Raw genomic sequence first — 13,204 nt, 5'->3', positions numbered from 1 at the left:
GCTCCCGGGCCAGTTGGTGACCGCGGCCCTGTTGGGCACGGACTTAAGCCTCTATCCGCTGCGGCGGAGGTGACTGAGGATGGCAGCGGCAGTCGAGGAGGAAGGTTTCGCACATGCCAACGAAATTAGAGGCGGCTTCGCAGGCCGCGGCCGCGAAAGTCACCGGCGACGGCGCCGAGTCGCAGAACGGCGACCACCGCCGCAAGGAAATCGATGCGATCGTGGACAACGCCGCGGCCGCGGCCGCTGAGTTCCGCAAGCTCGATCAGGTCCAGGTCGACCGCATCGTCGAGGCGATGGTGCGTGCGGGGCTCCGGGCCGCTGCCGAACTCGCGGGCTTGGCGATCCAAGAAACGGGGTTCGGAGTCTTCGAGGACAAGGTCGTCAAAAACTATGTGGCGACCGAATTCCTGCATGACTACCTGCGTGACAAGAAGTCTGTGGGTGTCGTCGAGGAGGACATTGAGAACAACATCGTCCGCGTCGCCGAACCGATCGGCTTGGTGCTGGCGATCACCCCAGTGACCAACCCGACGTCGACGGTTCTTTTCAAAGCGATCGTCGCCGCCAAAACCCGCAACGCCATCGTGTTCCGGCCGTCGCCGTATGCAGTCCGGTCCTGCGAGCGCAGCGTTGAGATCATGCGTGAAGCGGCCGAAGCTGCCGGGATGCCAGTGGGTGCGCTGCAGGTCATTCCGGACGCAGCCCACGAGGTGACGCATTATCTCTTCAAACATCCCAAGGTCGACTTCATCTGGGTGACCGGCGGACCGAAGATCGTGGCGCTCGCGAGTGCGACCGGCAAGCCGGGGCTGTGCGTCGGCCCGGGAAATGCCCCCATCTATGCCCACAAGACCGCCGACGTGAAGGGTGCTGTCGTCGACATCCTCATCTCGAAAACCTTTGACTCGTCGGTGATCTGCCCCGCCGAGCAGACCTGCATCATCGACGACGAGGTGTACGACGCGATGATCGCCGAGTTCGAGCGGATGGGTGCGCGGCTGCTCACCGACGACGAGGCTGAGGCGATAACCCAGTTCGCTTTCGGCTGCGGCGACAAGATCTCGCTGGACGCGCTGGGCCAGAAAGCGCCGGAACTCGCTGCGCGAGCTGGATTTTCGGTCCCGCCGACGGTCAAAGTGTTGCTGGCCCCGTTGCCAGCGGACCTTGACGAACTCGCCGCGTACCCGCTGCTGCAGGAGAAGCTGATGCCGGTCCTCGGCGTGGTCCGGGCACGCGACGTCCAGCACGCCATCGATGTGGCGGTTATGGTCACCGAACACGGCGGCCTGGGCCACACCTCAGCGGTCTACTCCAACGATCAGGCGGTAATCGACGCGTACAGCGCGGCCGTACGTACCGGGCGAATCCTGGTGAACGCACCGACGGCGGTAGGGGCGCTGGGCGGGGTCTACAACAACCTGACGCCGACCTTCTCGCTGGGATGCGGAACATGGGGTGGGTCCAGTACGACCGAGAACGTCAACTACCGGCAGCTGCTCAACATCAAGACCGTGGCGAAACGTCGCACCCCGCCGCAGTGGTTCCGGGTGCCGTCCAACACATTTTTCAACGCCGGTGCGCTGGAGAATTTGCGCGACCTCGATTGCGACACGGTGGTGGTGGTTACCGATGCCGTGAGCGATGAGCGAGGTGTGGTCGATCTGGTGCGGGGCAAGATGCGCGCCCGCCACGTGCAAGTGTTCAGCGAAGTGACCCCGGAGCCGAACGAGACGACAATCGGGCGAGGTGTCGAGTTGCTGCAACGGGTGCAACCCGATGTCCTGATCGCCGTGGGCGGTGGTTCGGTGCTCGATGCCGGCAAGGCGATGCGCCTGTTCTACGAGCACCCGGAGAAGTCCCTCGACGAGTTGACCATGCCCTTCCTGGACCCCCGCAAACGGGTGGCCGACTATCCGACGGACCGGCACCGTCTCCAATTGGTGGCTATACCAACGACTTCGGGCACCGGTTCGGAGGTGTCGCCGGCAGCTGTGCTGACCGTGCACGGCAAGAAGGAGACGCTGGTCGATTACAGCCTGGTGCCTGAGCTGGCCATCATCGACCCGGAGCTGGCGTCGTCGATGCCGCCGGTGTTGACCGCGGACACCGGTATCGACGCGCTGACGCACGCGCTGGAGGCGGCGGTCTCCATCTTTGCGTCGCCGTACACCGACGCGCTGTGCGCACAGGCGGCACGCCTGATCTTCGACTCACTGCCCAGGGCGTATCGCGACCCTGACGATCTGCCTGCGCGCACCGACATGTCGAACGCGGCCACCCTGGCCGGACTCGCGTTCTCCAACGCGTTCGTAGGGACGAACCATGCGCTGGCCCATGCCGTCGGGGCCAAGTTCGGCATCGCGCACGGACGGGCGAACGCAATCTTCCTGCCGCATGTACTCCGCTACAACTCGGGCCTGCCAAGCAAATTCATGCCGGCTCCCGGATACTCGGCCTATATCGCCCCCGACAAGTACGCCCAGATCGGCCAGCTCATCTTCGGCGGCCACGAACCCGAAGACAGTCGCGCCCGGCTATTCCGGGGAGTCGAGGATCTGCTGCGTCGTGTCGAGATGCCGCGCTCGCTGCGGGACATGGGCGTCGCCGAAGAGGAGTTCCTCGCGGCACTGCCGGGTCTTGCGATGACGGCATTTGAGGACCTCAGCAACCGGACGAATCCCCGGATGCCTCTGGTCACCGAGATCACGGAGTTGCTGCGGCTGGGGTATTACGGAGCTCCCGACTGATGCCGAGCGCCAGTGGGTCATCGTGCGACGGCTCGCTATCGCCCTGATTACCGTGGCTTGCAGCGCAGGCTGCGGTTCGCCGGGAGGTGGTCCCGCGACGCCGGGTTCGACAACCGTCACCCCGGCTTCTGGTGCGACCGCGACCGGCTCCACTCCCGCATCCGCGACCAACGCCGTGCCCCCGGTTTCCCCAGAGGCGCGCGCAGTGGGATTCGTCGACGTTCGGACGGCCGTTCCCAATGCGATCATCGATCTCCGCTACGCCACATCGAACAATTTCTTGCATGCGCCCTTGTATCCCGCCGATGCCCGGTGCCTGGTGCACGAATCCATGGCGCCGGGCCTGGCCGCGGCGGCCGGGGCTCTGCGCCAGGGAGAAGCGTTGGTCTTCTGGGACTGCTACCGGCCGCACGACGTGCAGGTGCGGATGTTCCAGGCGGTGCCCGATCCCAATTGGGTGGCCCGCCCGGGCCCGTATTCGCGCAGCCACGAGGCGGGGCGCTCGGTTGACCTGACAATTGCGAACGCCCAAGAACAGTGCCCGCCAGGTAATCGCGTGGGCAGTCTGTGCCTGACCGACATGGGCACAGAATTCGACGAATTCTCCTCTCGCGCAGATGCATTCGCAATCCAGGGGATCAGTGATACCGAGCAGGCCAACCGCGCTCGGCTGCGCGAAGCCATGGGCAACGGTGGGCTGACCCCATACTCAGGCGAGTGGTGGCACTTCGACGGACCCGACGCGAACGTCGAGCGCGCGATTGTCAACGTTCCCGTGAACTGAGCCGGTTACCGGATCGCCGAACGGCGCATGGTCGCGTAAATCGTGAAGGTCCGGTGTTGCGACGCCGCGTAGTAAGTGGATGTGTAAGCGAGCGTGCCATCGTCGCGCGGGGTGAGAGTGACCTCCGCTGGCACGCAGCTGCCGCGCGTGATCCGTTCGGAGATCAACCGGGTCCCGTTGTCTCCGACACCATGCTGGGTCCACGTGCCGGCGCAGCCGAGTTGGGGATAGCTGACGGTGCCGGTGAGTTGTGTGCCGTCAACGATCTCGGCGGTCACGTCGAAGCCGGATTGATCGCCCGAGACGGGTCCAAACCAGTTGCCGCTCAGCGACATCGTCGCCTCGGTCGGCTCGTTGGAGGACGACGTGGGAGGCGTAGTCGCAGCAGGGTTGGAGACGGATGACGTTGAACCGGAGCCCGGCGTTGATGCCTCCACGCCGGAGTGCTTGCCGGCGCCGTTACGCCCCGCAATGACGGCGGTGGTCACAATCACGGCGGCCAGCACTGCGGCAGCCCCGAGGCCGATCGCAGCCTTGCCGCGCGTCGAGAACCCGCGGCGGCGACCACCCGCCGGCGGTGGCGGACCTTCCGGAGGCTGCACTGGCAGGCCCGGGTGGCTCGGCGTGCTCGGGCTGCCCAACTGGGTAGGCGCGGCGTCACCGATCACCCCAGCGGGCGGGCGCTGCAACTCGGTGTTCAGTACGACATGCGGTGCGGCCATGGTCGGTGCTGCGGGGAACGGGTTGGGCCGCAGCACCTGGGTGGTGATGGCGTCCTTGGCGGCGCTCGCCAACTCCAGGGTGGTGGCGTAGCGCTGGCCGGGGTCTTTGGCCATGCCGGTGGCGATCACCTGGTCGAGCTGTGGCGGCAGGCCCGCGTGCATTGTCGATGGCCGCGGCGGCGGCATGGTCAGATGAGCGGTGATCTGTTGCTCGATGCTTTTACCGGGAAAGGGCGGCAGCCCGGTCAGGCACTCGTACAGCACGCAGGCCAAGGCGTAGATGTCACCGCGGGGATCGTTCTGGCCAGTGCTGATGCGCTCGGGGGCCATGTAGGCCCAGGTGCCGATCACCGTGCCGGCTTTGGTCAGTGACGTCTCGCCGACGGCGCGGGCGATGCCGAAGTCGATCAGGTACGCGAAGTCGTGCTCGGCGACAAGAATGTTCGACGGCTTGACGTCGCGGTGCACCAACCCAATCCGGTGCGCCGCGTGCAGCGCCGACGCGATCTGGTCGATGATCGCCAGTGCCCGTGCCGGCGGCAGGGGGCCGTCCGCCAGCATGCTGTGCAGGTCGCGGCCCCTGATCAACCGCATGGTCACGAATAGGCGTCCCTCGATTTGCCCGAAGTCATAGATCGGCACCACATGGGGCTCGTCGAGTCCGGCGGCGGCGTGAGCCTCCCGGCGAAACCGCTCCTGATAGACGTCGTCGTTGGCGAATTCTTCCGGTAGCACCTTGAGCGCCACCGTCCGATCCATCACGGTGTCGTAAGCTCGCCACACCGCGCCCATGCCGCCGCGGCCCAGCAACTCGATCAACCGGTAGCGGCCGAATGGCGTGCCCTCAGCCAGGGACCCCGGCGGTGTCTGCGCAGTTTCCATCCGCTTGCCCCTTATCGACCGAGTACTTGCCCGGGCCTGTAATTCTGTCGCTGCATCGCGGATGGGTGTAGGGCCGATTGTCCCTGGCTGCGGTGGCCATCTGGCGCGAGCCGGTCCACGTGGCGCCCGCAGTCTGCAGCGGGTTGCCAATGGAAATCGTGCTCGCGAACTTCTGGCTCGAGGTTGCCCCGACGTGCGCCAAACACCGGTCACTCGGGCATGCTGCTGGGGTGCTGTTGCTCAGCCGGATCACCGGACAAAGAGTGCTGAGTCCCGACGGGGGTGTGGTCGGCCGCCTCGCCGACCTGACTGTCGAACTGGGCGAGCAGCCCGGGCCGTGCCTGGTTAAGCGACTCCTCGTGCAGCGCCACGGGGAGCCGGACCTGCTGTCGCCGTGGGCCGCGGTCGAGAGTTTGCGGCACACGGGGCTGGTGCTGGCGCACGGCACCGATGATCCGGCCACGTTCGCGATCACCTCGATCACCGAAACGCTGGGAGACGACGAGATCCTGCTGGGGCGCGACGTGCTCGACACCCAGGTCATCGACGTAGTGGGCCAGCGACTGGCCCGGGTCGCCGAAGTGGTGCTCGCCCGCACCAGCCAGAACCGCCTCGAGCTCGTCGGCGTGGAGGTCGGATTTGGCGGGGTGCTGCGGCGGCTCGGCCTTCGCCGACTCGCGGCGCGCGCCGGGGAGGACGCCATAGCGTGGACCGACCTGCACCTGACCTCGGAGCGAGGTCATGCCGTGCAGCTCGCCACCCCACGATCGGCGGTAAACCACCTCGACGCGCGAGGACTCGCCGCACTGGTGAGCCGACTCGACACCGAGTCGGCCACCGAGATCCTCACCGCCAGGGGCCCCCGCTTCGCCGCCGAGGTCATCCGCGCCAGCCACCCGGACGTGGGGGAGCGGGTGCTGCGGGCGATGCCCCGCACTGATGCCGCCGAAACCGTAGCCGCCATGCCCGCCGATCACGCGACCCGCTGGCGGGACCGCCTCGCAGGGTCGCCCACGCTCCTGGACAGACCCTTCTTGCGCTCGCAAGTTTGGCCTCGCCGGCGTCACGCACCTGCCGGAGGCAGGGGTGCCGAGAGGCCGAAGCCTTGAGACGGCCGGCCCGCAAACGGCTCGCCCTCGGCGGACTGCTGGCGGTAGTCGGTCCGGGGTTGCTCGCGGGGCTCTCCGACGACGACCCGGCCGGCATCACGACCTACTCGGTCCTCGGCACGAAACACGGCTACCAGCTGTTGTGGGTGCTGGTGCTCTCCACCGTCGCCCTGGTGATCTTCCACGGCCTGGCAGCACGCATGGGTGTGGTCACCGGACAGGGTCTCATCGGCCTGGTGCGCCAGCGGTACGGCGTGCGGTTGGGCGGTGCCGTGCTGGCCGCCCTTGTGATCGCCAACGTCGGCACGACCTGTGCCGAATTCGCCGGGATCGCCGCCGGCTCCGAACTGTTCGGCATCAGCCGCTACGCGAGCGTCCCCGCAGCGGCGGTGATCGTCTCCCTGCTGGTGCTACGTGGCAGCTTCCACCGCGTCGAGCACGTCCTGCTACTGCTGTCGACGATTTTCCTGGCCTACGTCGGGTCCGGGGTGCTGGCACACCCGGACTGGGCGGCCGCACTCCACGGCATGCTGGTTCCGAGCATGCCCGCCGACAGCGAAGCCATCGCCATCGTCACCGCCACCCTCGGCACCACGCTCGCCCCGTGGGGACTCTCCTTCATGCAGTCCTACGCGGTCGACAAGAAGCTTCGGACCGAGGACCTCCCCTTGGTACGGCTCGACGTGGTTACGGGGGCCGTGCTCACCGGGGTCATCGGGTTCTTCGTCGTGGTGGCGTGTGCGGCGACGCTCTACCGCGACGGCCGCTCCATCCAGGACGCTGCCGACACGGCAGTGGCTCTCGAACCCCTCGCCGGCCCCGCCGCCTCGACACTGTTCGCGGTGGGACTGATCGGGGCGGCGTTGCTGGCTGCCTCCATACTGCCGCTGTCGACGGCTTATTCGGTGTGCGAGTACGCCGGCATCGAAGCAGCCGTCGACGACTCTTATCGCGAGGCCAAGACCTTCTATTTAACGTTCGGAATCGTCACACTCCTCAGCGCGCTTGCCGTGCTCGTCCCGCACGCCCCGCTCGTGACGATCCTGGTGGCCACCCAGGTACTCAATGCCTTGCTACTGGTGCCGCTGCTGTTCGCGATGATCGGCATCGGGCGTGACCGCGACCTCATGGGACCGTTCACCATCGGCTGGGCCGGCACGATCGCGTACGGCCTCACGACCGCCATGGTGGTGCTTTGCGTCGCCGCGCTGGCGGTCACCTCGCTCACCGGATGAGCGGTCATACGATGGCGGCCCGATTAGTGCCCGGGGGCAGGACACGCGAATTGGGCGACGACACCGAAATGATCGCTGGGCCAGACACCGCGGCGTGGCGTGTCGCAGACGACGGCCGCGTCGAGCACCTTGCCCGCGCCGTCAGCGGTGCGCGGGCCAACGAAGATGTAGTCGATGCGCTGATCCGGTGTGGGGTCCCGCGCCGTGTACGGGTTGATGTTGTTCCAGGTGAAGCCAAGCTCGCCGGGATGGGTCACCTCGAAGGCGTCGATCAGGTGGCCGCCGACGAGTCGCACCTCGGTCGATTCCGGGCGGGCGTTGAGGTCGCCACAGACTATCGGGGGGAAATCGCCAGAGCCCGTGCCGACAAAATCGGTGAGCTGACGGACCTGTGCCTCGCGCACCCCGCCCTCGTCGAACCGGTAAGACAAGTGGGTTGAGGTGACCGACACCAGACGGTTGCGAACCCGGACATCGACGGTCAGCGCGCCGCGAGGCTCGATATTTGCCCCCGCCAGGGTCAACTGGAGCGACCGCGAGGCGACAATCGGCCAACGGCTCAGGACCGCGTTGCCGAAATCGCTTCGGCCGGAGCGGACGTACGCTGCGGCGTACACCGCGTCCATCCCGGTCTGTTCGGCCAGCCACGTCGCCTCACACAATTGCGGTGACCGAGTCACTTCCTGCAACGCGACCACAGCGGGGCGAATCTCGGTGAACCAGTCGACGAGCGCGTGCTTGCGCTCCTCCCAGAGGTGATCGCCCCAAATGTTCAGCGTCAGCACCGTCAGCACATCGGCCCGATCGGGTGACGTCACGCTTTGGATCCTATTTCTGCGAGACGGGGCATGGGCCCGTACAGATACGTTGAGGACATGAGCGCTGCCGGCATAGTTCTCGTAGCACTCGCGATCGCCGTCGGGATCATCGGCATCGTGCTGCCGCTGTTGCCGGGCACGCTGCTGGTATTCGCCGCGATCTTGGTGTGGGCCGTCGTCGAGAACAACATCACCGCGTGGGTGACACTCGGCGTGGTGGCCACGTTGCTCGGTGTCGCGACATTGATCAAATACACCTGGCCCGTGAAGCGGATGCGGGCCGCCGACGTGCGCACGTGGAGTCTGGTGGCAGGCGCGCTGGTGGGCATCATCGGTTTCTTCGTAATCCCGGTGATCGGCCTGGTGATCGGCTTCGTGCTAGGTGTCTATCTCGCGGAGCTGGCCGCCCGTGGAGACCAGCGGCTGGCATGGACCTCGACGAAGCACGCCGTCAAAGGTGTCGCGTTGTCGATGGGTGTCGAGTTGGCTGCCGCGTTGCTCGCCACCGCCGCGTGGGCGGCCGGGGTGTACCTGACCCGGTAGACGCCTCGCTGAGAGGGTTGTGTGCCAATGGTTTTCGATAGGGGTCAAACCCGCGTATTGCGCTCGCCGGTGCCGCACGGCTAGCTGCCGGCCGGGTATTTATCCGACTTCAAATCACGATGTGCAGCGAGCTAGGGATTGAAAACACCCACCGGGGTGCCCCGAGGCATCATGGCGACCGTTAGTCCGAGTTAGGCCAATAACTCGGACTTTGGTGCGCGCTAGTCCGGGTTGCGAGAGCGACCCTCTGGATATACGCCGTCACCTCGGGCCTCGCTCGCCGCGCCACGTGGGCAACGTGGTACGTGCACAACGAGCGGAGTCGCCGAGGATGATCGCAGACACCTGCGCCACGGCAGATGCCGATGTGACCCTGGCTGATCAAAGCGGAGGTCCACTCGTCGGAGTGATGAATGCGCTGTGTGAGCTGCAGTCACCGAGACGGCTTGCCTGCGCGCATGTCCTAAGCCGTCATGTGGAGCCGATGACGGGAATCGAACCCGCGTATTCAGCTTGGGAAGTCGAACGGCGGCGTCTGGTCGGCTCTGTCGAGGTTTGCGCTGGTCTGCCGAGCTGGGCGAATCGTCTGGTCCTGTCCGCCCAAGTCCGGGGTTGTGGGCCTCAGTTGTGACATCGGTGTGACAACGAGGTGCTGATTTGCGAGGGGCGTTGGGGTGGGTCGGAAGGAGCATGACCCGCATCCGGTAGCAGTATGGTTCCCGGTCTGGCGACTTCGCCGCTCATCCGTCCGTTCGACCGGCAACTGAGGAGAAACATTCCGATGCGAGTGCTCGTCAGTCACGAGGACGACGACAGAGTCGGCGTTGACCTGCTTGGTCGCGTCGACGGACTCGAGGTCGTCATCTACGACCCCAGCGGGCCACTCTCACCTGAGCAGTGCGACGCTGCGATCCTGATCCCGCCGTACCGCAGCAGCCATCGCCCGATCCCGCTGTTGAAAGAACTCCGCGGCCTCCGCATGGTTCAGCTTCTGTCCGCGGGGGCCGACGAGTGGGCTTCTGACGTGCCGCCTGACGTCATCCTGGCCACCGCCCGCGGGGCACATGCCGGACCCGTCTCTGAGTGGGTGCTGTCAGCGATCCTGTGCCTCTACCGTCAGTGGCCGGCGCTCGTGGATTTCAAGCGGGAGCACACGTGGGCGCATCGTCGCGTTGCCGCCGACACTCTCGCTGGGAGCCGGGTGTTGATTCTCGGAGCGGGTGCAATTGGTGGGGCCGTCGCCGAGCGACTGCGGGCATTCGACGCTCTACCTGTCCTTATTGCCAGTCGGGAACGCGCCGGCGTGCTCAGCCCGGAAGCAGTGCCCGAGATTCTGCCGACGTGCGATGCGGTCGTTATTACCGCGCCGCTGACCGACTCGACGCAGGGCATGGTCGACGTGGCATTCCTCGGTGCACTCCCGGATGGCGCCCTGGTCGTCAACGCCGCCCGCGGCAAGATCGTTGACACCGACGCACTCGTAGCGGAGTTGCAGACTGGGCGACTGCGGGCGGCCCTCGACGTCACTGAGCCTGAGCCGCTGCCGGAAGACCATCGCCTCTGGGATTGCCCAGGCACGATCATCAGCCCTCACATGGCGCGGACCGTGCCAGGAACGAACGCCCTCTGCTACGCCGTGGCCGCAGAACAGATACGCACGTTCCTGAGTGGAGGATCGCCGTCGAACGCGGTGGTTGCCGGTAGCTGACGCGTTGCTCTTAGCGGGGAAGCGTGGCCCAGTGCGCGAATCAGCGAGTACATCGACGCAGCGAAGGATCAGGTCGCAGACTTCATCGCGCCGGGTGTCGTGGCCGGCAACGGCCTGGACGACGGTCCCCACTGACGCGCCACGAAGGCCGACCGCGCGAATTTGGACCCCGCCGCCACGTAGTGGTGGTGGGGCGGTTCGTATCGGAGGAGGGTTGAGGGCGCGGCGTTCCGGCTGATCGGTGCCGAAGCGCAGCAGCGGCAATTGGACCCGGAGAGCAGCAGGCGTGCTGCGGACCGCCGTTGTGGGCGACGAATGCTCGGCGCGATGGCGGAAACTTTGGCCGCAGGTATGAGATGGCAGGAGTTAATGAAGACGCCGCGCCGCGCGGCCGAAGCGGAGCGGCAGGCCGCAGCGAGTGCGGCGGGCGGCGCGCCAGCGCCGCCGTCTTGATCTCTGAGAGCGAAATTCGGCAGACAATCGGTTAATGCGTGCGGTTTGTTCGGTTAATGGTAGATGGGCCGATTCGAAGCTCAGTTGTTTAGCGTCCTGAACTGCAGTTTCAATATGGAACCAATTATTTTGTGCCGTCGGCTGCTCGCACTTTCTTGTGCTCGACAGCACTTGGGTGTGCTTTGCGTTGGCTGCTTTGAGGGGCGAAATTCGCCGCATAAGCCTCGAGGGTGGCTAGGTCGGGGGTTGTGGCCGTTTATGACGTGGAGATTATTGATGAGGTCTGGCGCAGTAGGAGTTCCGTGCCGCGGTCGATCCGCTCTCGGGCTTGGGCTGCGGAGAGTCGGTGGCCACTGAAGGCGGTGAGGTTGGCCAGCCAGACATCAGTGATGAGTCCGGCGAGGTCATGGTGGTGCTCGGTGACGGTGCTGCCGCCCAATGCGTGGGCGAAGAGTTGTTGCAGGATGTCGGCGGTCTGGGTGACGGTGGGCGCGGCGGTCGCGTCGGCGACCACCAGGGCGCGCGTGGTGGCTTCGGTCAGGTTAGGGTCGAGCTGCCATTCGACGTGCAGTCGTGAGGTCAGGGCTGCGACCCGCTGGGCAGGCGTGGTGTCGTTGTGGTGCCATGCGCACTCGGCGGCCAGTCGGTCGAATTCGCGGCGCAACACCGCGACCAGCAGGTGCGGTTTGGACGGGAAATACCGGTAGAGCGTCCCCACACCGATGCCGGCGACATCAGCCACCGCCCGCATCTGCACCGCGCTATAACCGCCGCAGGTCGCTGCATGCAGGGTCGCATCCAGGATCTCACTCGCGTGGGGTGCCTCACCGGCAGGTTGCGCCGCGGTCATGACGTCCCGGCACCGGTTGCGCGAGCCCGCCCCGAGCAGCCCGCTCTTGACGGCGGCCATGCACCATCGGCCCGACAGTCACCCATACCGAACCCCCGCTACGAGCAGTATCCCTGCGCTACCGTTCGTACCACAACGGTGGGCGGTGCGGCGCGAATCCCCGGGTTGCCGACGACGTCGGACCCGGCCGGGCCCGGTGGGGTTTATCGGGTGCGGGCGTGGGCGTGCAGGAAGTCGTCAACGATGTGTTCGCAGTCCTCGCGGTTGATGGCGCGTAGGCCGGTCAGGCGGGCGAAGGCGATCGGGCCGACGAGCTGGCACATGGCGAGGTCGACATCGAAGTCGTCGAGTTCGGCGGCGGCGGCCGGGCTTTGCAGCAGCTCGGCGAAGGGCTGTCGGTAATGGGCGACGACGCGTGTGCGTAGCGCGTGGCGGTCGTGCACCTCGTCGGGGCGCTCCGGTGTCGGCCCGAGGGCGACCCAGGCCAGCGTGGTGGCGTGCAAGGGTGCGTCCTGAAACAGGATCGCTTGCCGGCTGAGCAGTTCGATGAGCTGTTCGCGCAGCGAGCCTTGCGCCGGCGGCAGGCTGACCTGGGGCAGGAGCCGCTCAAAAGTGGCGGCCAGCAGGTGGGTGGAGCTAGTGAAGTGGCGGTAGAGCGTGGTTCTGGCCACTTTGGAGGCCTTGGTGACCGCCTCGATGGTGACCGCTTCGACCCCGCCGGCGCTGAGCAGCTTGGCCGCGGCGTCGAGCAGCCGGGTCCGGGACCGCGCCAGGCGTGGATCCACCTCGTCGCCGTCGATATCGACAGCACGTTCCTCCGCGCCTGGCTCCACCTGTTCACCGTAATCCTCGCCGCCTGGCGTCGACGCCGATACCGCGGACGCAAGGCTGGCATTTAGCGAAACGATACTGTTAGTATCGGAGCGATACCGTTAGTACCTGTATCGCCGTGCAGGCCAACACCGAGGGGGTAAGGCCATGGTGAATCACCAGCAACGCCGGGAGCTCATCCGGCGCCAGATCCAGGACCCGACCGCGGCGACGCCACTGACGCGGCGGCCGGCGCGGGCTGTCGGGCGCACCGGCGCGGTGGTGGCGCGGGCGGCCAAGCGGCTGCTGCCCGGCGTCTTGTTCGAGGAGGTCCGCCACGTTCGCCATGATCTGGCCAAGCTCGGGCACGCCCGGGTTGCGACCGCGGGTGATCGTGTGCGTCCCCGCCACTATCCGCCGCGGTCGTGTTCCTATCTCGACGACGAGCTGATGGGCCGGGAGATGTTGGACTGAAGCTGTCGCGGCCGCTGGGGGCAGGCCGCGACCGGCGGGCGGGCGTATTGCGCTTTGCCGGATGCC

The 13,204-nt window shown here is 66.4% G+C and carries 11 protein-coding genes; 7 read left to right on the top strand and 4 right to left on the bottom strand.

The genetic code is table 11. The features are described 5' to 3' along the window. Nucleotides 1-113: 113 nt before the first annotated feature. Nucleotides 114-2,750, top strand: a complete 2,637-nt coding sequence (gene adhE, locus ACNQS7_RS16940; protein ID WP_418013427.1) for a bifunctional acetaldehyde-CoA/alcohol dehydrogenase — start codon at nt 114-116, stop codon at nt 2,748-2,750. 22 nt (nt 2,751-2,772) lie between these two features. Continuing rightward, a complete protein-coding gene (locus tag ACNQS7_RS16935; protein WP_418013426.1) occupies nt 2,773-3,534 on the top strand; it encodes a M15 family metallopeptidase in 762 nt (253 codons plus the stop codon). A gap of 5 nt (nt 3,535-3,539) precedes the next feature. Here the strand turns inward: ACNQS7_RS16935 and ACNQS7_RS16930 are convergent, their stop codons facing one another. Continuing rightward, nucleotides 3,540-5,138 carry a serine/threonine-protein kinase gene (locus tag ACNQS7_RS16930; protein ID WP_418013425.1) on the bottom strand — a complete coding sequence of 533 codons (1,599 nt, stop codon included), beginning with the start codon at nt 5,136-5,138 and terminating at the stop codon, nt 3,540-3,542. Between the two features lie 149 nt (nt 5,139-5,287). On the opposite strand from ACNQS7_RS16930, the gene ACNQS7_RS16925 reads away from it, so the two are divergent. Together ACNQS7_RS16925 and ACNQS7_RS16920 are read left to right on the top strand one after the other, a co-directional pair. Beyond that, complete coding sequence (locus ACNQS7_RS16925; RefSeq protein ID WP_418013424.1) at nt 5,288-6,247, top strand: magnesium transporter MgtE N-terminal domain-containing protein; 960 nt, start codon at nt 5,288-5,290, stop codon at nt 6,245-6,247. Beyond that, nucleotides 6,244-7,482 (top strand): NRAMP family divalent metal transporter, encoded by a 1,239-nt coding sequence (locus tag ACNQS7_RS16920; protein ID WP_418013423.1) that lies wholly within the window; start codon nt 6,244-6,246, stop codon nt 7,480-7,482. The genes ACNQS7_RS16925 and ACNQS7_RS16920 overlap by 4 nt, the downstream gene beginning before the upstream one ends. A 23-nt stretch (nt 7,483-7,505) precedes the next feature. On the opposite strand, the gene ACNQS7_RS16915 is transcribed toward ACNQS7_RS16920, so the two are convergent. Continuing rightward, a complete protein-coding gene (locus ACNQS7_RS16915; protein WP_418013421.1) occupies nt 7,506-8,300 on the bottom strand; it encodes an endonuclease/exonuclease/phosphatase family protein in 795 nt (264 codons plus the stop codon). Nucleotides 8,301-8,357: 57 nt separating this feature from the next. Between ACNQS7_RS16915 and ACNQS7_RS16910 the strand changes: the two genes are divergently transcribed. Together ACNQS7_RS16910 and ACNQS7_RS16905 are read left to right on the top strand one after the other, a co-directional pair. Beyond that, the gene (locus ACNQS7_RS16910; RefSeq protein ID WP_418013420.1) at nt 8,358-8,843 is read left to right on the top strand and encodes a DUF456 domain-containing protein; all 486 of its coding nucleotides are present in this window, start codon (nt 8,358-8,360) and stop codon (nt 8,841-8,843) included. Nucleotides 8,844-9,624: 781 nt separating this feature from the next. After that, nucleotides 9,625-10,551 carry an NAD(P)-dependent oxidoreductase gene (locus ACNQS7_RS16905; protein ID WP_205876083.1) on the top strand — a complete coding sequence of 309 codons (927 nt, stop codon included), beginning with the start codon at nt 9,625-9,627 and terminating at the stop codon, nt 10,549-10,551. 709 nt (nt 10,552-11,260) lie between these two features. Here ACNQS7_RS16905 and ACNQS7_RS16900 read toward each other — a convergent pair. Together ACNQS7_RS16900 and ACNQS7_RS16895 are read right to left on the bottom strand one after the other, a co-directional pair. Further along, entirely contained in the window at nt 11,261-11,914 is a 654-nt protein-coding gene (locus ACNQS7_RS16900) for a TetR family transcriptional regulator (protein ID WP_230589182.1), read from the bottom strand. Between the two features lie 143 nt (nt 11,915-12,057). Next, nucleotides 12,058-12,687: a TetR/AcrR family transcriptional regulator gene (locus ACNQS7_RS16895; protein WP_051754198.1), complete on the bottom strand. Its 630-nt coding sequence runs from the start codon at nt 12,685-12,687 to the stop codon at nt 12,058-12,060. Nucleotides 12,688-12,832: 145 nt separating this feature from the next. On the opposite strand from ACNQS7_RS16895, the gene ACNQS7_RS16890 reads away from it, so the two are divergent. Then, entirely contained in the window at nt 12,833-13,138 is a 306-nt protein-coding gene (locus tag ACNQS7_RS16890; RefSeq protein ID WP_036443973.1) for a hypothetical protein, read from the top strand. Nucleotides 13,139-13,204 lie beyond the last annotated feature (66 nt).

Origin of the sequence: Mycobacterium sp. 23 (assembly GCF_048287075.1) — a bacterium.
Taxonomy (GTDB): domain Bacteria; phylum Actinomycetota; class Actinomycetes; order Mycobacteriales; family Mycobacteriaceae; genus Mycobacterium; species Mycobacterium gordonae_B.
The sequence above is the reverse complement of the archived record's forward strand: the minus strand, read 5'-3'. Positions and strand labels throughout refer to the sequence as shown.